Origin of the sequence: Bifidobacterium sp. A11, from assembly GCF_000499185.1 — a bacterium.
Taxonomy (GTDB): Bacteria; Actinomycetota; Actinomycetes; order Actinomycetales; family Bifidobacteriaceae; genus Bombiscardovia; species Bombiscardovia mizhiensis.
In genome coordinates, this window is record NZ_AWUO01000001.1 from 293,426 (window position 1) to 312,626 (window position 19,201).

14 protein-coding genes and 1 tRNA gene are annotated in these 19,201 nt (G+C 55.2%); 3 read left to right on the top strand and 12 right to left on the bottom strand.

Annotation, left to right across the window (positions count from 1 at the left end):
* Positions 1–75 precede the first annotated feature (75 nt).
* The 8 genes from ftsH to P273_RS0101265 form a co-directional block, all read right to left on the bottom strand.
* Positions 76–2,190 (bottom strand): ATP-dependent zinc metalloprotease FtsH, encoded by a 2,115-nt coding sequence (gene ftsH, locus P273_RS0101230; protein WP_024626705.1) that lies wholly within the window; start codon positions 2,188–2,190, stop codon positions 76–78.
* A complete protein-coding gene (hpt, locus tag P273_RS0101235) occupies positions 2,187–2,789 on the bottom strand; it encodes a hypoxanthine phosphoribosyltransferase (protein WP_024626706.1) in 603 nt (200 codons plus the stop codon). The genes ftsH and hpt overlap by 4 nt, the downstream gene beginning before the upstream one ends.
* Positions 2,776–3,885, bottom strand: a complete 1,110-nt coding sequence (gene tilS / locus P273_RS0101240; protein ID WP_024626707.1) for a tRNA lysidine(34) synthetase TilS — start codon at positions 3,883–3,885, stop codon at positions 2,776–2,778. Before tilS ends, hpt begins: the two co-directional genes overlap by 14 nt.
* A 19-nt stretch (positions 3,886–3,904) precedes the next feature.
* Positions 3,905–5,353 carry a D-alanyl-D-alanine carboxypeptidase/D-alanyl-D-alanine-endopeptidase gene (locus P273_RS0101245; protein WP_029675996.1) on the bottom strand — a complete coding sequence of 483 codons (1,449 nt, stop codon included), beginning with the start codon at positions 5,351–5,353 and terminating at the stop codon, positions 3,905–3,907.
* Positions 5,354–5,439: 86 nt separating this feature from the next.
* Complete coding sequence (locus tag P273_RS09940; protein WP_029675997.1) at positions 5,440–7,071, bottom strand: hypothetical protein; 1,632 nt, start codon at positions 7,069–7,071, stop codon at positions 5,440–5,442.
* The gene (locus P273_RS0101255; protein WP_051354080.1) at positions 7,068–7,913 is read right to left on the bottom strand and encodes an ABC transporter ATP-binding protein; all 846 of its coding nucleotides are present in this window, start codon (positions 7,911–7,913) and stop codon (positions 7,068–7,070) included. Before P273_RS0101255 ends, P273_RS09940 begins: the two co-directional genes overlap by 4 nt.
* Positions 7,914–7,968: 55 nt before the next feature.
* Positions 7,969–9,195: a glycosyltransferase gene (locus tag P273_RS0101260; protein ID WP_024626710.1), complete on the bottom strand. Its 1,227-nt coding sequence runs from the start codon at positions 9,193–9,195 to the stop codon at positions 7,969–7,971.
* Positions 9,195–10,634 (bottom strand): AI-2E family transporter, encoded by a 1,440-nt coding sequence (locus P273_RS0101265; protein ID WP_024626711.1) that lies wholly within the window; start codon positions 10,632–10,634, stop codon positions 9,195–9,197. The genes P273_RS0101260 and P273_RS0101265 overlap by 1 nt, the downstream gene beginning before the upstream one ends.
* Before the next feature lie 90 nt (positions 10,635–10,724).
* On the opposite strand from P273_RS0101265, the gene P273_RS0101270 reads away from it, so the two are divergent.
* Complete coding sequence (locus P273_RS0101270) at positions 10,725–11,618, top strand: glycosyltransferase family 2 protein (protein ID WP_024626712.1); 894 nt, start codon at positions 10,725–10,727, stop codon at positions 11,616–11,618.
* A 60-nt stretch (positions 11,619–11,678) separates the two neighbouring features.
* A tRNA-Glu gene (locus P273_RS0101275) sits at positions 11,679–11,750 on the top strand.
* Between the two features lie 705 nt (positions 11,751–12,455).
* On the opposite strand, the gene P273_RS09740 is transcribed toward P273_RS0101275, so the two are convergent.
* The 4 genes from P273_RS09740 to P273_RS0101300 all read right to left on the bottom strand — a co-directional run bounded on the left by P273_RS09740 (position 12,456) and on the right by P273_RS0101300 (position 17,418).
* Entirely contained in the window at positions 12,456–14,123 is a 1,668-nt protein-coding gene (locus tag P273_RS09740) for a glycoside hydrolase family 43 protein (protein WP_301280161.1), read from the bottom strand.
* 42 nt (positions 14,124–14,165) lie between these two features.
* Positions 14,166–15,047: a carbohydrate ABC transporter permease gene (locus P273_RS0101290; protein ID WP_051354081.1), complete on the bottom strand. Its 882-nt coding sequence runs from the start codon at positions 15,045–15,047 to the stop codon at positions 14,166–14,168.
* A gap of 47 nt (positions 15,048–15,094) precedes the next feature.
* Positions 15,095–16,021: a carbohydrate ABC transporter permease gene (locus P273_RS0101295; protein WP_029676000.1), complete on the bottom strand. Its 927-nt coding sequence runs from the start codon at positions 16,019–16,021 to the stop codon at positions 15,095–15,097.
* A gap of 116 nt (positions 16,022–16,137) precedes the next feature.
* On the bottom strand, positions 16,138–17,418 hold the full coding sequence (locus tag P273_RS0101300; RefSeq protein WP_024626715.1) for an ABC transporter substrate-binding protein: 1,281 nt from the start codon (positions 17,416–17,418) through the stop codon (positions 16,138–16,140).
* Between the two features lie 362 nt (positions 17,419–17,780).
* On the opposite strand from P273_RS0101300, the gene P273_RS0101305 reads away from it, so the two are divergent.
* Positions 17,781–18,800 (top strand): LacI family DNA-binding transcriptional regulator, encoded by a 1,020-nt coding sequence (locus P273_RS0101305; protein ID WP_024626716.1) that lies wholly within the window; start codon positions 17,781–17,783, stop codon positions 18,798–18,800.
* The last annotated feature ends 401 nt before the right edge of the window (positions 18,801–19,201 follow it).

The following is a 19,201-nucleotide window of genomic DNA, read 5'->3' on the forward strand; positions in this document are numbered from 1 at the left end:
GCTCCTCACTTGCCTTGGAACATTCACTGCCGCAGGCCCCGCGACCATATGCAGGGCACCGAGCCGATCCAGAATTCAGTGCTCTTCTGTTGTGGACGATCCGTTTACGCTGCGCCTGAGCTCCTCAGGAATCTCCACAGGGGGCTGATCGGAGTCCGGCCGATCAGGCGCAGACAGCCAGAGCTGACGCTCAGGAGCCTTGCGCAGGCTAGCGAAGACCGCAGCCAGCTCATCCTTGTTCAGGGTCTCTTTGACCAACAACTGCCGAACGAGCTCGTCCAACACGTCACGGTTCTCGGTGATGATCCGCCAAGCCTCTTCGTGAGCCGTCTCGATAAGATTATGGACTTCCTCATCGATGGCCTCGGCCGTCTTCTCCGAGTAGTTGTGAGGCTTCAGGGCATCGAGCCCGGAATCCTGGTCGTTTTCGTCAGCCCATTTGATGGCGCCCAACTTGGAGGAGAATCCGTATTGCAGAACCATCTGACGGGCTATGCTGGTGGCCTTCTCGATGTCGTTGGAGGCTCCAGTGGTCGGGTCATGGAAGACCACCTCCTCCGCCACGCGGCCGCCCATGGCGTAGGCCATCTGATCCAGCAGTTCGTTGCGGGACTGCGAGTACCGGTCTGTGGTGGGCATGACCGCGGTGTAGCCCAGGGCCCGTCCACGCGGCAGAATGGTCACCTTGGTGACCGGGTCGGTATGGTGCAGGGCCGCAGCAACCATGGCGTGGCCGCCCTCATGATAGGCGGTGTTGCGCATCTCGGCCAGAGCCATGCCCTTGGTCCGCCGCCGAGGTCCACTCAGCACACGGTCAATGGCCTCGTCGATGGCCCGGTTGTCGATCAGCTGGGCATCGGAACGTGCGGTAAGCAGAGCAGCCTCATTGAGCACGTTGGCCAGGTCGGCGCCAGTGAAGCCGGGCGTCCGCACGGCCACAGTGTGCAGATCCACGTCAGGCACGAAAGGCTTGCCCTTGGCATGGACCTTGAGGATGGCCTCACGGCCCTCCAGGTCAGGAGCTTCCACGGCTACCTGACGGTCGAACCGGCCGGGCCTGAGCAGGGCCGGATCCAGAATGTCGGGACGGTTGGTGGCTGCAATGATGATCAAATTGGTGTCGTTGTCGAAACCGTCCATTTCCACCAGCAGCTGGTTCAGGGTCTGCTCGCGCTCGTCATGGCCGCCACTCATGCCGGACCCACGCTTGCCGCCCACTGCGTCGATCTCATCGATGAAGATGATGGCCGGCGCGTTCTTTTTAGCCTCATCGAAAAGGTCGCGCACACGGGAGGCGCCCAGACCGACGAACATCTCGACGAAGTCAGAACCTGCCATGGAATAGAAGGGCACACTGGCCTCGCCGGCGATGGCCCTGGCCAGCAGGGTCTTGCCGGTTCCAGGGGGACCATAGAGCAGGACACCACGGGGTATGCGGGCACCCAGAGCCTTGTACTTGGAAGGATCCTTGAGGAACTCCTTGATCTCCTCCACCTCCTGGACTGCGGCCTCCTCGCCGGCCACGTCCGAGAACTTGGTCTTGGGGGTCTGCCCGTCGCTGAGCTTGGCGGAGTTCTTCTTGCCCCCCATGCCAAACATGCCGCCGCCGGCCGCCGAGGACATGCGCGAGAGCAGGAACCAGAAAACCCCCAGAATGATCAGCATGGGCAGAATGGAGGAGATCAGGTAGCTCATCATGCTGGTCTGCGGCACCACCGAGTTGTACCCCTCGGAGGGCTTGGCCTTCTCTACGGCCTTGACCACCTGCTCCCCCTGGGCCTCCACGTAGTAGAACTGCACGTCCTTGCCGAAGTTCTTGGAGGTACGGTTGCCGCGGAAGCCGGGCACATCCTTGACGAAGTCGCTATTGAGCTTGAGCTCGACGACCTGCATTTTCTCGGTGATCTCAGCCTTCTTGACCATGCTGCTGCGGTCATTCAGCAGCTCCAGGCCATCCTGCGTGTCGATGGTCTGTGCGCCATTCTGGCTGCTGAAGAAACCGAAGATGGCTAGGATAATGACCACAGCCAGAATCCCCCAGAGCCAAGGGGAGCGCCAGAAGGGGCGGTTGCCCCCATTGGGACCAGAACCGTTGTTGCCCAGGTTGAAGTTGAAGGGGTTGTTGCCCTTGTCCCCGTTGTCCTTGCCCCCATTGGGCGGACCCTGCTGCGGTCCCTGCGAGTAGCTCATGACTGCTCCCCCTGATCCTGATGATCCTGTTCCTGGGTCGGGTCCATGTATTCCTCGGACCTGAGTACGGCTATCGAGTCCAGATTACGGTACTGCTCGTCGTAATCCAGCCCAAAGCCCACAACGAATTCGTCGGGTATGGCGAACCCTGGATACTTGACATCCACCTCGACCTCGTGTCGCGAGGTCTTGTCCAGCAGAGTGAAGATCTCCACCGATGCAGCCCCTCGCTCTTTGAGATGCTCAACCAACCAGTGCAAGGTGTAGCCGGAATCGATAATATCCTCAACGATCAGAATATGCCGACCGCGCACATCACAGTCCAAATCCATCCTGATGTCCAGGTCTCCCTTGGAAACGCTGGTCTTGCCTGCCGGATAGCTGGAGATGCTCATGAACTCGATCTGAACCGGAATGGTGACGGCCTGTGAGAGGGCGGCAAGCGTGTTGAAGGCCCCCTTGAGCACGGCCAGCATGATCGGGTTCTTGCCCCGGTAATCCCGGCTGACCTGCTCGGCCGTCCGGTTGATCAGCTCCTCTATCCGTTCCTTGGACACCAGTTCATGGTCGATATGGGATTGAATATCAGCGATGCGCATGGTCTCCATCATTGCATATGAGAATGACTTGACCCTTACGGATTGCTGTATGGGAGCTGGGAAAACGGGGGCCCTGCTGGCCGTGCCATCGGCAGACCAAATCATCCAAGGCGCGGACCTGCACGGCCGTGAACCGTATGCCCAGCTTGGTCAGCATCTGGGCCAGCAGGCGGGTGCGCAGAGCCGGATGACAGTCAGCCAATCCGTGGGCATCCAAGCAGGCCAGTACCCCCTTGGCTGTCTGATCTGCGTCAGGGCGGGAGACCAGCCGCTGGAACAACCCGTCCACCTGGGTGTCCAAGTAATCCTGGTCCAGACGGGCCATATCCGCGCCAAGAGCCAGGCGGCGGACCATGTCCCGGCCAGCGAAGCGATTCAAGGCGGGCAACAGGTCATGGCGGATCCGCGAGCGCAGCGGCAGCGTCTCGGGAAGCGTGGTATCAGTCGGCTGATCATCGCCGTTGGTGGGATCGTCCCACCAGTCGATTCCCTGCTGGCGGCAAATGGCCGTGGTGTCCTTTCGATCCAAGTCAAGGAATGGACGTAGGTAGCGCATTCCTCCACGCTCCACACGCCGGGCCATACCGGTAATGGCCTCCAGCCCCTGGGAGCGAATCAGTCCGATCAGCACCGTCTCAGCCTGATCATCACGGGTGTGCGCCAGCAGGACGGCCTTGGCTCCCAGCTCGAGAGCCTGTCCGGAGAGGGCCTGATAGCGGGCTTCACGGGCATCGGCCTCAGAGCCAGCCGAGGTAACGGGTACATCCACCTTGGTAACGCGAACCGGATCCAACCCCAGCCTCCGGCAGGTTCCAGCCGCGCGTTCGGCAACCCGATCCGAATCAGGCACCAGACCATGATCGATCAGCAGGGCCCCGCACCGCAGCCCGGTCATATCGGCCACCAGATGGGCCACACAGGCCAGGGCCAGGGAATCCCGGCCTCCCGAACAGGCCACCAGAATCAATGGAGCATCCGGATCGGGCTGATGAACCCCGTGGTGGGCGAATCGCCGATCCTGCAGTCCCAAACCCTCACGATCCAGGGTCGAACGCAGGAGCCCCACCGCCTTTTTCATTGCCGCTGAATAGACCATGGTCCAGGCTTCTTCCTGCTCAAATCCGATCCAAGGATCCGACCAGAGTGTCTACAGCCTGTCGGGCGGCAGCCGCATCCTCGGGATCGTTGACGACCACAGCAAAGACCAAAACACCGCCGGAGCGACGAATCACATTGCCCGTGAACGAAGTCACCTGATCCAGAGTGCCGGTCTTGGCCCGAATCAGTCCATCAGCCTGGTCATCCACCTTTCGGCTGGCCGCTGTGCCGGTCAGGCCCACTACAGACAGGCCCTTGACCAGGGGGGTCAAACCCTTGTCAGCAAGAGCCAGTTGCTGGACGTCAGCCAAAGCGCCCACCCGCAGGACGGAGCCGGGGGTAAGCCCCGAGCAGTCGGCCATCTTGAGTCCCGCAGTGTCCACGCCCAGCTTGTTCAGTGTGCTGATAACGGCTTTCACAGCACCGGCTGGGCTGTTGGGCATGTTCAGAGCCAAGGCGGTCAGGCGGCCGAAAAGCTCGGCCAGACTGTTGTCGGAGTTGCGCAGCATCAGCGACATAACCTCACTGAGCCGCGCCGAGTGGACACGGGCCAGAACCCTACCCTGGGCGTGGTCAGTCCGATCCGGCCCCTGGGCATTGTCCACCTGGATCCCGGCCTCCATCAGGCTGCTGGCGAAGGATACTGCAGCGGCCCCCGCCGGGTTTTCGACCCTGGGCAAGTAGACCCCTGCATCCGGATAGGCAACAGGCTCAGCCCGTCCCTGCCGAGCCTCATCCACAGCCATGGAGACAGGCACCTGGAAGTAGATCCCGTCAGGATTATTTTCTGCAATTCCCTCCGGCTCCTGATCGTCGCCGAAAAGCGTATCCTGGTAGGCCAGGGACACTCGGTCGATGCCCTGCCGGTGCAGAGCCTGAGCCGTCTTCTCGGCCAGAGTCCCTAGTCCGGCCCGGCCATTGACATGCAGGGGGTCGTCTTTGCCTACCCCCAGGAGCATATCGCCGTGACCCCGCAGGGTCAGCGTTGCCTGCGAGGGGGTAGAGGAATCCAGAACCGCCTCGGTATCCAGCTGTGAGGACATGTCCAGAACAGAAGCGGCTGCGGCTGCGGTCAGGGTCTTCATAGTTGAAGCTGGCTGGCGTGCCTGGTCCGCGTTTTTCTGGGCCAGCACCCGTCCGTCAGCCTGTCGTATGACCAACGAGTACCCATTGCCCAGGCCAGGTGCGCTGATGAAGGCATCAACCAGCTGCTGGACCTGGCTGACATCCACAGCCGACCCAGGCTTGTCGGCGGCGAGAGTCAGCGGCTCTCCTACCATGACTGCAGGGGGGATCGAAGAATGGCTGGTCTTAGCCAGGGTCAACGGTCCAGGCACCAGGTCGGTCAGGTCCATGCATGCATAGCCGACGACCAGCATGACAGCCACCAGCGTGGCCAAGGCCACCCGCCAGCGTCGCTTGATCCGCCGACGACGTGTCATGCGCAGCTGATGTCTGTCACCCAATTGCTCACTCCCGGACTTGCCTTCGCCAACCGAGTTCGGATCGGTAGGCACCATCCAACTAGCCTAGTACTGGCCCTTCCACTGTCTCAGGACTGCAAAGCGGCATAGCGATCCAGAGTCAGCAGAATGGCCGACTGTCGACGGTCGAAGATCCGAGACCCTAAAGCGACACCCACAGCAAGCACAATCAGACCGTTCGCCAGTGCGACCGGCACGGGCAGCCAGGTGGGAAGCATCCCGCCCGTGGTCAAGGCCAACAATGCCACCGAGAAAGTGGGCAGCATGATCACCAGACTAACCAACAACTGCAGCATTGGCAGGAAGCCTTGGGCAACAGCACGTCCCTGCGGTGAGGTGAAGGGCTGGTCCATGGAGGGCACCGGATAGATGAGCAGGGCCGAGAAGACCTGGGCTACTCCCAGTCCAGACAGGAGCAATCCCACGGTCACAGCCAGCATATCCAGGGAGATGATCAGATTTCGTCCGCCATTCATTGCGCCGGAGAAGGCCAAAGTCACCAGCCCAAGCAGGAGGATGCAAGGCATGGCCACGCTCAGATGGCTGCGGACACGGGACAGCCGGTCCTCACGACCTTTCACTCCCGCCGCTATCTCCATGCGCAGGGCAAGCCCATCGTAGGCCAAGGCGTTGCCCTCGGGAATCTCCAGAATCAGGGCGCCCAATACTGGTCCCAGCCATAGCATCATGGGCATCTGACGGAAGATTATTGCGTATAAAATCACCACGACCAGCAGAAGCGGATAGCTGACAAGCTTGCGAGAGTCCTGACGAAGATAGATCAGCAATCGCGCAGCCATGGCATCCACAACGTTCTGGGACCGGCCCAGCATCCCCAGCCCCTTGGGAGCGGTCGACCGTTCAGCACTCGCTCCAACATGCAAGCGGTCATGACGCAGACACAACATGCCGATCATGAAGCAAAGAGCCAGGGTGGCCAGCTCCATCAACAGGCGTCCGACCAGAGCCCACCATGATCCCGAAAGGAGATCCTCCGGCAGATGGACAGCGGCGCCCATTGGCGTCCAGGCCAGTATGTCGGCCACGGACTTGAGAGAATCAGTGTCGAGAGCCATGCCATCCATAATCCCGCTGGTCAGCAGAGAGGGCAGCATGCACAAAACCATGATCACCACGGTGACCAGCAGGTAGAACCCGGATCGGGTGCGGTGGGAGACCACCAGGGTACCGACCAGGTCCAACACAGCCCGGGACAAGGCCAGCATCACCATGACAGCCAGCAGGGCTGCAATTACAGCCACGATCGCAGCTCCGACACCCATGTGGGCATAGATGGCCGTCAGGGCCAGGAAGCAGACAAGACCGGTCAATCCCGCAGGCCCGGTCAGCCCGGCCAGGTAGAGCCCCACCTGCAGCTGACTGTCAGGAATCCCGTAAAGGACGAATCGCGAAGGGCTCAGGATCGACCCCTGGCCCAGAAAGGCCAGTTGAATCAGCAGCATTCCCAGGGTCAGTCCGACCAGGAGCAGAACCAAAATGGTCCCTATACGCTGCCGGTCTCCCAGACCAGCACTGGGCAGCCAGCCCCCCAGTGTCAGCGCCCCCTGCCATGAGGCCAGGCAAATGCCTATGGCCATGAGCAGGCTGATGATGGCCCCGACCATCTGCCAGGAGGAGTGCTTGATCGTGTTCCAAGTAATGGACCAACGCATGGCGATGATGGTGGCTACCGTGCTCATTCCGTCTCCCGGCCTTCCTGGGACCCGGAACCGTTCAGCCAGGCGATTCGCTTAGCCTGGTGACGGCCGCCGACAAGGTCCAGGAAGCGGTCCTCCAGATTCTCGCCGGCAGCGACCTGGGCCACCGTGCCATCAGCCCGAACCAGGCCATGGTCGATGATGGCCACATGGGTGCACATCCGCTCCACCAGGGCCATGACATGCGAGGAAATGACCACGGTTCCTCCGGTATCGACATATTCGGCCAGGATGTCCTTGAGATTGGCGCTGGAGACTGGGTCAACCGATTCGAAAGGCTCATCCAGCACCAGAAGTCTTGGGGAATGAATCATGGCTGTGGCCAGGCAGATCTTCTTGGTCATGCCCGATGAATAATCACAAACCCGCTTGCCGCCGGCATCAGTCAGGTCGAAGGCGTCAAGCAGGTCTTTGGCCCGGCCCAGCGCTTCACTGCGCGGCATCCGCCGAAGCATTCCCGAGTAGACCAGCAGTTGCAGACCTGTCAGCCTGTCGAAGATCTGATCGCCCTGGGGCATGATGCCGATGATCCGCTTGGCCGTGTCCACGTCCGACCACACGTCCCTGCCCAGGATCATGACCTGGCCGGAGTCGGGCATCAGCAGGCCTGTCATCATGTTCAGCGTGGTGGTCTTCCCTGCGCCGTTGGGGCCGACTATCCCGTAGAAGGACCCCCTGGGAATATCCAGAGAGAGGGCGTTGACAGCTGGCCGGCCCTGGTAGCACTTGACCAAGGCACGGATAGAGACCGCTGCCTGTGAATCTGGCGGAGGGACCATTGCCGTTTGAGCGGGCATACTGGGTGGTTGCGCTTCGTCGGACATGGCCTTAAGTCTACCGTATGCCCCCCTCTCGCTGCCGATTAAGGGACGACTGGCCTTAATGCCCTGAGTGCTCGATGGGCTTCCATCCCGGATTGGCGAAGATGGCCTGGAAGGAGATAGGCAGGTAGCTGAGCATGAAGATGGGGAAGCTCAAGCAGTAGGCGAAAAGCTCCTTGTTGGATGCGCCGATCTTGTCCCGCTCGGCCAGGACCGTCAGTGCAGCCAGGCCCATCATGGCCAAGACACCCAGAACCCCGGCCGCGATGCCATTGATCAGTTCGGTCACCTGGCTGGCCCAGGTCACGAAGCCCAGAGCCGGGAAGAGCAGACCGAAGAAGCAGCGGACCAGACCAAGAACGGTCAGCGGGCAGATCAGGATGGTCAAGTCCACGGCCGAGAAGTCGCGTTCACGGAAGGCCCGGGAAATCAGGGCGGGCCCGTAGTAGCGGAAGACCTGAAGAAAGCCCTTGCTCCAACGCAACCGCTGCCGCCAGCTCTGCTTGAAGGTGACCGGCTGCTCGTCATAGAGGATGGCTGTGCCGCAATAACCGATGCGCTCGCCATGTAGAACCGAATCCATGGTGAACTCCAGATCCTCGGTCAGCAGGTGGAACTTCCAGCCGTTGTTGCGTTCCATAACCTCCTTGGAGAACATGAAACCGGTGCCGCCCACGTGACAGCTGGAGCCGATGACCATCCTTGAGGTGTTGAGGAACCGGGATTCGCGAATGAACCATAGGGCTGAGCCGGAGGAGACCCAGTTGTCCGAGAAGTTGACCGAGTTGCGGTAGCTGGTCAGTATGCGGAAACCGGACTGGAAGGCCTTGTTCATTTCCTCAATGTAGTGGCGGTCCAGGAGGTTGTCCGCGTCGAAGACGAAGTAGGCATCGTACCGTGAGGCTAGACCCCGCTCAAGAATCTGGTCCAACAGAAAGGTCAATGCGTAGCCCTTGCCCACCTGGTTCGGATCCTGCCGCTCGACCACATGGCAGCCGAGGGATCTGGCCAGTCCGGCGGTGTCGTCGGTGCAGTTGTCGGCCACCAACCATATGTCGATCATGGAGGACGGATAGGTCTGCTCCTTGATGGAATTGATCAGATGACCGACCACCTGCTCCTCGTTGCGGGCGGAAATAAGGACGGCGAACCGCTTGTCGAAAGGGGCCTCAGGAAAAACCGTGGGCTTGGAGACAAAGGAGATGACGATGCAGATGGCCTGGTAGACGATGCCCACCCCGCCCAGCAACATCATCAGAACGTCCAGCACTTTGAGCAGAGCCATCAGCGCCACTCCTTGCGAGGGTTGTCCTCTTCCTCGGAGGCCTCGTTCGTGGTCTCGGTGCCTTTGAGCGGCCTGTGCCTTACCGGAGCCGAGGCGGACTTGGGTATGGGAACCGTGGCCGACTCATCCAGATCCTTGGCCGTCGGGGAAGAGGTCGGGTAGAGCTCCCGGGCGATCGTCATGACGGGATCGTCCACTCGGACCCTGGCACTGGTCCCCTTGGCCGACCGGCTGCCCACATGGCTGGCCACCGGCTGAACCACGTGCTCGTTGAAGGCCTCGACACCCTCGACCACCTTGGACTTGCCGACCGGCTTGGGATCCTGCATGAGCGGGGAGTCGATCAGCTCGTAATGCTTGACCGAAGCCGAGAATATGGCCTGGAAGCTGGCCGCCAGAGGCAGGGCCAGGAAGGCGCCCAAGGCACCGAAAACCGCGCCCAGGGCCAGTACGGAGAGGAAGGCAATGGCTGGGTTGAGGTCCATGGTCCGCTGGGAGATCTTGGGGGCCAGGATCATGTTTTCGATCTGCTGGTAGATGATGATGTAGACCAGCACAATAACAGCCACAAGCAGTCCGCGGCTCCCCCAGGCCACCACTATGGGAACAGCCCCGCCTATGTAGGTGCCGATGGTGGGCACGAACTGGGACACCAGTCCACAGAAGAGGGCCAGCGGCAGCCAGTAGGGCACCTTGAGAATGACCAGGAAGACCGACATGCAGGCGGCAGAGATGAGCGCCAGAATGGTCCGGCTGAACAGGAAGCTGGAGATCTGATCCTGGGCGATGGTCCAAACGAAGAGGAAGCGGCGCTGACTCCTGGGCGCCAGCCACTGACAGAGGCTGCGGCGCAGCTTGGGACCTGCAGCGGAAATGTAGTAGATGACCAGCAGGACGGTCATGATATTGATGAAGGACCCCACCAGGCCCACGGTGGTGTTCAGGGCCTGTCCGGCGAAGTCCGTCACCCAGGAGGTCTGGATGTTCTTGACAATCTCCCCGCCAAGGTCCTGCATGGCCGGCAGGTGCCAGGGGGTGCGGCTGGCGATGAATTCCGCCACCTGCTCATAGAGTGCCGGCGCCCCGTTGGCCATGCCGATGACCTGCTGAACCAGCAAATTGCCGAACATCCCCATAAGCACGATCACAATGATGATCAGACCTATCAACGTAACCGCAGAGGCCGCTCCACGCCGCCAGCCATGCTTGACCAGTCTGAGCACCAGAGGTTCCATGGCCAGGGAAACGAAAATGGCGATCACCACATCCAGCACCAGGAATTCGATCTTCCACCAGGATGCGTAGGCGAACCAGGCCAGAAAGACAGCTATCACTACATAGAGGAGGGCGCGGCCGAACCATTCCGGAGGTCGGCGCGGATCCCCCTTGGGCGGGAAGACCGTCGCGAAATCGAAGCGCTGCTTTTGCTCGTTGGCCATATGTTCCATTATCCCAAGATGGCTGACATGGTGGGCTGTAGGGCACAGGTTGAGCCGACGGTGTATCCGGGCACACGTATCCTGAGGGGTATGTTGACCGTTTCCATAGTCATACCCGCCTGGAATGAGGAAGAACGAATTGAGGACTGCCTCCTGAACGCCACCAGGCAGAGCCAGGCACCCAAGGAGGTGCTGGTAGTCGACAACCACTCCACGGACGCAACGGCCTCCATCGTCCAACAATTCATCGACCAGCACCCTGACCAGCATGTCAGGCTCCTCCACCAGGACCGCGAACAGGGGCTGATCCCCACCCGCAACTACGGACTTGACCGGGCAACCGGCGACGTGCTGGGCAGGATTGACGCCGACTGCATGCTTCGTCCCAACTGGGTCGAAGTGGTCTCCGGCATCTTCACCCGGGATCCAAAGGCCATGGGCGCCACCGGACCGGTGGCCTACTATGACATGCCAGGCAAGCGGATCGGACTCAAGGGCGACAACACCATCCGCAAGGCCATCTACCGGGCCGACGACGGGCAATACCTGCTCTACGGTTCCAACATGGCCCTGCGCGCCACGGCTTGGCGGGCCATACGCAGCCATGTCTGCAGGGACAAAGAGGACATCATGCACGAGGACGTCGATATCTCCCTGCACCTGATTGATCAAGGGTTCAAGACGGTCTACTGCAAGGACATGAACGTGGGCATCAGCGCCCGCCGGATGGACACCTCCTTCACATCCTTCCGCCACTACATGCAACGCTTCAAGAACACCTTCGACGCCCACCCGCAACACACCAGGGAGCAGAAGCCCGAGCACACCCTCTACGCCATCTACCCCATACTCAGAGCCTTCTACCCCGTCTACCAGAAGTACCTGGAATCCGCCGACATCAACCCTGCGGAACGTGTCTGGATCCGCGAACAGATGGAGCTCTTCCATCGCCGCGATCAGGAGCTGGATCAGGAGGATCACTGACCGGCGGACGGCACACCAGGTTTGCCTGGTCCATAGGGGGCGGGTATCATGGGCACGTTCGCCCCCGTCGTCTAACGGTTAGGACACCAGACTTTCAATCTGACAGCGAGAGTTCGACTCTCTCCGGGGGTACAAGTTTTACGGCATATCCTGTTGAGAGAATAAAAGCTGTAACCACAAGATTCATGAACTGTTCCGTACTTGAATAAGCACAGAAAACGTCACTGTTTTGGTCTCATCGCAAAAGATTAGATTGGGTCGCACGCAGACTGAAGATCTGCCTTGGCATGTAAAGCAGCCGACCTCAAAACACTCCAGCACAAATACCTCCACGACAGAAGACAACTCTTTGCCACGCTTTTGCATAGAACCTCACGTCAGCTACCTAAGCGGTGCGGATCATATTCTGATTTCAAGTTCTTTTAGCAAGGCAATACATGATTTTCTATAAAAATTTTTGATCCAATGTTACACAGTCGGCTAATGAACCTCAACTGCGACAATGTGTCCAAAATACATGTATTCGCAGCAACCACGTTAATAGTCGATAAACATATGCTGAACCATATGTTTATCGACTTGTATATCTAAAACTCTGCCGATTGGAGACTTAACCGGACTCTCTTTCGACAATTCCATTCCCTATAGGAAGTTTGGTTTAGCGACTCGGCTTTCATTCTGCAAGCCATTAATAGACACCATATATTTCACATTTTTTAATATCACCTACAATAAAAGGCCTCCATGACAACACCTATCGCAAGGGTAAAACACCTTGTCTTGTTGACGTCCAGCTGCAAAAGACTGACTCAGCGATAAGGAGGCTAAATCGTCCTTTCACTCAACATCCCAACTTTTATAGTCGTAATAATCAAAATGTGCCTCGCGCCTATATCCTCCGAGATCGACACAAGCCAAGCCAGAAAAAGCCCCAGTGAAGAAACCCCCAGAGGACTGAGCAACATAATCATCCGACAGAATTCGAGCATCCAAAACACATGGCAACGAAACGAATCGATGACCATCAAATGAATATTCATACCGATACATATCGGTATCAACCTGGGTGCGCAGCCACACTGATTGAACCTGTTGGGGCACTATTATGCTCCTGTCATGCAGGAAGGAATGATAACGACCTCTGTTGCACTCAGAGATTTCAATTACTTTGCAACCGCGCTCTTCATCCCAAGTTAGGTAGATCCAAGACCAAAAGCGATCATTGTAATAATTGGTCAGGCCCGCCATCTGCATATAGGAGTGGGGGTTGAACTCGACTTTTGTCTCAGCAGTAAAGTTAAACGCGTCCCAGCGTCGAGCAATCATGGCAAGTTCATCCCTGCTGGTTAAGGATTGGCCACCCTTTAGTCGTAAACAGCCATCGCCTACATATCCCATTTTTTCGGAAAATGGTACACGACATGTATTCCATACTTGGTTTAGCTCTGAAAGTTGAAAATCGTCGTGAAACCTGTTGGATGGCCGGCTCTCCGTACTTGGTTCTACTGGAGGTTCGACATACCGTTGACCGGCTTGGCCGCCTACGATATAAGGCCACCCATCATCTGTCCACTCCAGCTTCTGTATTGCAGTCTCTCTGCCAAGAGTGCACCATCCTCTAACTCCGTTCACCGGATCTTGCGGACGATGCCATGGACGAGCACAAAGAGACGCATAATACCACTGGCCATCAGGGGTATCTACCAACGAACCATGCCCTTGTTTCTGCAAGTAAGATTCGGGAGTTAAATAGTTCCCTAGCAGTGGGTTATTTGGCATCGCCTCGAACGATAGCGCATCAAGACTTCGTGAGCGAGCCACGGATTCCTGATGTTCATAGCCGGTACCTCCTTCGGCCGCGAAAAGATAATAATAGTCTCCGATCCGATATAGGTGCGGTCCTTCAGTGACCTTTACCTTGCTGCCTTTCCAGATTATCCGCTCGGTTTCAGGCATTAATTTCATCGTGCCCGTATCGAACTCAGTCAGAGTTATTCCGTTGAAGGCATGATGATAATCCCGAAAGTCCCATGTCTGCTGCACCAAATACTTGCAATCCCCGTCGTGGAAAAGACTAGGGTCGAAGCCAACGCCGTTTAACCTGATGGGGTCTGACCATGGTCCACGTATATTTTCAGCGGTAACGAGATAATTGGTGCAATCCTTAAAGGCCCCTTCAACTTGTTTGACATCAGTAAAAATAAGCCAAAATACCCCGTCATTGTATGAAAGGTCCGGCGCCCAGACACCTCCAGATGCACATGTTCCCTTCATATCAAGTTGACTCACCCTGTTCAACGGACTGGGCAACAATGTCCAGTTAACCATATCATGTGATTCATATAGTCGTACGCCTGGCCACCATTCAAAGGTGGATGTGGCTATATAATATGTTTCACCAACTCGGATAATCGAAGGATCAGGATTAAAACCCCTGAGCACAGGATTAGAAATCATCTTTGACATTGCTTCATCACTTCCCCGCCTGGTAACATACTTTCCCATTGGTCTTTAATCTCCCTTTATGTCTTTCCACCGCTTACGCCATCAACCCTTGATCGCCCCGGTCAAGCCTCCGACAATCCTTTTTTGGAAGAAAGTAAAGCACAATAATGCCGGAATCATAGACATTGAGGTAAAAGCCAGAACCTTGGCTGTATCCACGGAATACTGGGAGCTGAACATCTGGACTCCGAGCGGCAGCGTATACCTGTGCGGGTCATTAATCAGAAAGAGCGGAAGCATGTAGTTATTCCAGCTGTTGACAAAAGCCAGAATTCCGGTTGTAGCTACACCAGGCATGGATAGGGGCACAATCATGCGCCAGAAGAACCCCATCCGCGAGCAGCCGTCCAAGGCAGCAGCTTCCTCCAACTCCTGAGGGATGGACTTAAGGAATGGGACCAGAATAATAATCGTAGTCGGCAAGGCAAAAGCGATCTCAGGCAATACCAAACCAAAAATTGAATTCACCAGCCCAAGAGCCTTAATAAGCAAGTAAAGAGGGGTAATTGCAACCGTCATTGGAAACATCAGACCTGCAGCGAAAAGTGAATACATCAATCCTGCATACCTGAATCGATACCGCGCAATGACAAAACTGACCATAAGGCCAAGCGCTACCGTGCCAATTGTTGTTAGCAACGCCACGAGCAAGGAATTGACGAGTTGTTGCCAAAAAGTCCCGGATTCCAAAACGCTCGTGTAATTCGAAACAACCCAAGGGTTAGGCAGCCCTGACGGATCTTGAGTTATTTGAGCATTGGTTCGAAAACCACCGAAGATGATATACAGCACCGGCCCAACACAGATTCCGACAAGCACGAGGGAAAGAAAATAGACTACAGGGTTACCCCAAGGAGTCGACGCACGTTCCCCCTTCCACCGCTGCAATATTTCAAAACGACTACCACCCTTATGATTTGACATTTTCCAGTTCCTTCCCAACAAAACTCAATAGCATCAGCAGTACGTCTTCATTTAGACTCTGTTAGCCCGCCCTCAAGATCCTTGCTGAGTACAAATTTTTGGTAAAGCAAGGCCACTAGCAGAGAAATCAGAAAGATAATCACCGCTATGGCGTTGCCATATCCGTAATTTGATGCAAGTCGCCCCTCGCGCACCATATAGGTAGCCATAGTCGACGTCCCGGCAGTATCGGAAACGTACTGTCCCCAAATGATGTAGACCAAATCGAAGAGCTGCATAGAACCTATAATGGAAAGAAAAGCGGCAATCCTCACAGTTGGAGCCAGCAAAGGCAATGTAATACTGCGTTGCATCTGCCAAAATCCTGCACCATCAACAGCTGCGGCTTCATATAACTCTTCTGGGATAGATTGAAGTCCTGCCAGCATCAGGATGACGTAAAAACCGACATACTTCCAAGAGATGACAAAGAGCAGAGTCCACATGGCGATTTTCGGGTTGGCAATCCAATCGGCTCCAGAAAGTCCCAGCTTGGCTAAGACTGCATTTACAGCTCCCTTACTTTGGAGCATCAAGCTCCAACCAGTTCCGACAATTACCTCGGAAATCACATAGGGGACAAATATCAAAGTCCGTATTAATCCCCTCCCCTTGAACTTTTGATTGAGTAGCAGTGCAAAGAGTATGGCAAGCGGTATTTGAATGATCAAAGACATCACGGCAATAAAGAAGTTGTGGCCAACTGCCTTTTGAAAGACCGGATCTTTGAGAATAAGAACAAAATTATCAATACCGATAAATTGTCCGTTGCTGGATGGCGAGCCGAAACCTTTCCACTTAAAGAGTCCGTAATACACCGCCATAAAAACGGGGAATATGACGAAACCAAGAAAGATAATGATTGCCGGAGTTGACAGGAGGGTTATTTCCACTCTCTCACGCCTGGACTTTGTGATTGCATTAGGATCACGCATTGGTTATGCGAACCCCCTTACTTGTAATAGTCTGATTCATACGATGCTTATGCGCGTTGCCTGTAAGACCATGGGTGATGCTGCCAGATGACAGCATCACCCATGAAACCTGATGCTTAACCTTTTTGAGCTGCTTGATCTGTTGCCTTGACGATATCCTTTGGCCCGCCCTTACCAGAGAGCATATTGACCACGCCGGTATTCAACGCATTACCGACATTCTGTCCGAATTGCGTATCAAGCCAAAGAGACATAGAAGATGCCTTAGCATACACAGCCAAGACTTCTTGCAGAGTCGGATTATCAACAGCACTCCTCGCATCCTTGGCCGCAGGAATAGACGAGAAAGCTTTGTAGTACTCCTCTTGGTTATCCTTATTCACTATAAAGTCAAGAAAGTCTACACATTCTTTAGGCGCGTTGACCGAGCACGCATATCCGTCGCTACCACCCATCATGGCTGATTGATCACCTGCTCCACCCGACACCTCGGGAAACGCAAAGAATCCTAAATCATCCATTTTCCCATTGGGCGCTAGATCCATCATATTCATAGGCTCCCAGCTTCCCATCAGCTCCATCGCAGCTTTATGATTGGCCAAAAGGCCAGCCGAGGAATTGGCTCCTTGTGCTGCAGAGGTCGTCAGGAATCCCTCATTAAAGGGAGTTGTCTTAGCGAGGTCATCAAGATCTTGTCCAGCCTTAGTCCAACATTTATCTTCAAATTTTTTCGTTTTGACAGTCGAATTGAAGGTAGCCGGTGCACACTCACGCAAAGCAAACCAGTACCAATAGTGAGCAGCCGGCCAAGCATCTTTGGCGCCCAAAGCGATTGGGGCAATACCAGCGTCCTTCAGTTTCTGTACAGCTTGGCTAAACTCAGCCATGTTGGCAGGAGGCTGTTCTATACCTGCCTGTTTGAAGAGATCCCTGGAATAGAAGAAGCCCCCAGGGGAAAGCATAACCGGCACGCCATATTGCTTGCCGTGGACCTTTTGAACAGACAGGGTATCGCTGAGACGTGACTGTACCGATTTGGACAACTTATCGCTCAGGTCCATGACCTGACCGGCTTCAACCATGTCGGACAATTTCTGACCGCCCCTAGACAGAAAGACATCTGGCGCAGAATTGGAATCCTGCATGGCTGTTTGCAGTTTGCCATCATAATCTTCTGTCTGAATTGCTTGTACCTTCACTGTCACATTGGGATGCTTCTTCTCGAACTTACGAGCGAGATTTTCCTGATATGCTTTGCCTGATGCAGTCGTGGAAATATGCCAGAAATTTAATGTGACCTTGCCATCTTTACCCGCATGATCCGAACCTCCACAAGCTCCAAGTGAAAGAACGGTTACGCAAGTCAGTAAAGCCGCTCCAATTGTTTTTACTCTCATCATGCTCCCCTTAAACGGGGATCCTTTCCTGATCAAACGACACTGTTCACGATCGGTTACTTCATACCTTTGTATTGTTCCGCAACTCAGCTAGAACAATCACTCCCGCCTGCTTCCCCCAAAACAGCCCAAGGGATACCAGCCCGTTCACCACTTCCTTTCGAAAAGATTACCGAAAAAACCTTTTCTTTTCGGTACTTGACAATATAACCGTTATCAAGGTTGTTGTCAAAACGACGATTTACTTAGTTTCTGAGCAGATATCAATAAAAACTCAACGCAGCAGCCTATTTCACTAAACGAAAGTTTCGAGTATACTGGAGTGTGACCATTTGAAGCGTCTGTGTGGGGGCTGTTTCGACATGCTTAAGGAAAATGCTGCCAATACAACGGTACAGTTGTCTGACATCGCTGCAAAAACCGGCTTTTCACTCTCTACGGTTTCCAAGGTACTTAATGGACGAAGTGATGTTTCGGAAAGAACGCGCAAAACCATAACAGAAGCCATAGAAACATATGGATACCACCGCAGGGTCCGTTCCTCCAAGAATCGCAAGTTGATTGAAGTAGTTTTTCAAAAATTCGACAGTCTCTGGTGCCTAGAAATACTACGTGGCATCCTCACCGAAGCCCAAGCTCACGGTCTGAGTGTGATCACTACAGAAAGCGGAGATGAAACGCACCCTGACTCATCCTGGGTCAATGGCGTAATCCACAGACAGCCTCTCGGCGTTATTCTGATTTTTTCTAATCTAACTGTCAAAGAGACCAAGCTCCTGCACTCATACAACATTAACTATCTGACGTTAGACCCATCAGGTACTCCTTCACCCGATAACATGTCTGTTCAAGCCGACAATTGGACTGGCGGCGTCATAGCAACCAGACATCTTCTGGATCTAGGACACAAACGCATCGGCATTATCACCGGGCCCAATCAGATGATGTGCTCAAGGGCTCGTTTTGATGGATATAAGGCTGCATTAAACGAGCATGGGATTCCGCTAGATAGGAAGCTTGTAAGAGAAGGAGATTTCACCACTCAATGTGGGTACCGGGAAGCTCTGAGCCTACTGAAAGAGCCGAACCCTCCCACTGCTATTTTTGGTGGCTGTGACCTGCAGAGTATGGGCGTTTACGAGGCAGCCAGAAGAATGAGGATACGGATTCCAGAAGACCTATCAGTTGTCGGTTTCGACGACATCCAGACCTCCGCGTTTATGGGACCAGCCATGACCACTGTTCACCAACCGTTACAGGAGATGGCCGTTATGGCCACGAACATGCTTATCGACAAAGAAAAAGGCACCATAACCAATAATCAAGTTGTACTACCGACCAGTCTGAAAGTAAGAAACAGCACAGCGCCTGTCGACGCATAACCGCGATAAAGGTACGAATGCAAGTTTAAACAATAAGCTATCGCCGGAATCTACCATGGAGTTGTAAAAATCATATCCTTCTAGCGCTACTTCCGAATTAATGCGCACCGTTTTTCAATTCTTATAACTTTATCTATCGCCCGGATTTTTAAACATCACAAGCAACCAATATATGTTGCAAGCACATCAGTAAAACATGACCAATACCGGTTGCACCTGTGAGGTTAGCATTGATGGTAGCCGTAACTTAGCCATTTTTTGCCGCGATCCGCGACAGTCTTTGAAACAACAATTCAGCTTTTCAGTATCTGAATATAACCCACATCTCGAGCAAGGTGCATAGATACCAAATTCAGGCGAATTGAACGATAAATACGGCTATTAATCAATGGGGGGTTGCT